General features: G+C 63.1%; 1 protein-coding gene. It reads right to left on the reverse strand.

All coding sequences use genetic code 11. From position 1 onward, the window contains the following. Nucleotides 1–98: 98 nt before the first annotated feature. Nucleotides 99–396, reverse strand: a 298-nt coding sequence (locus K6M89_RS30690) for an efflux RND transporter periplasmic adaptor subunit (protein ID WP_369010570.1), incomplete at its 5' end; no start/stop codon positions are given.

Here is a 396-nt window from a genome sequence, read left to right on the forward strand (position 1 = left end):
GGGTGAACATGGATGCAACGTCCCTCTCCGGCGGTTGGAGCCGCCGGCGGGTCATTTATTTCGGGTATTGGCCCTCCCCCGCGAGGGAGAGCGAAGACTTATTGAGCGGTCGCGACCTTCTCTTCCATCTGCGGTATGACGACCGCGCCCGGACGAATGCGCTGCAGACCGTTGACGACGATCTTTTCGCCGGCGTTCAGGCCGCTTTCGACTACCCGCTGGCCGTCGGAAAGCGTGCCGAGCTGGACCTGCCGGTAGGCAACCTTGTTTTCGGCATCGACGACGAAGACGAATTTCTTGTCCTGGTCGGTGCCGACGGCGCGGTCGCTGATGACGATCTTGTTCTCGGCCTTCGGCTGGCCCATGCGCACCCGCACGAACTGGCCGGGGATGAGG

The sequence above is a fragment of the Rhizobium croatiense genome (genome assembly GCF_019793465.1).
Lineage (GTDB): Bacteria > Pseudomonadota > Alphaproteobacteria > Rhizobiales > Rhizobiaceae > Rhizobium > Rhizobium croatiense.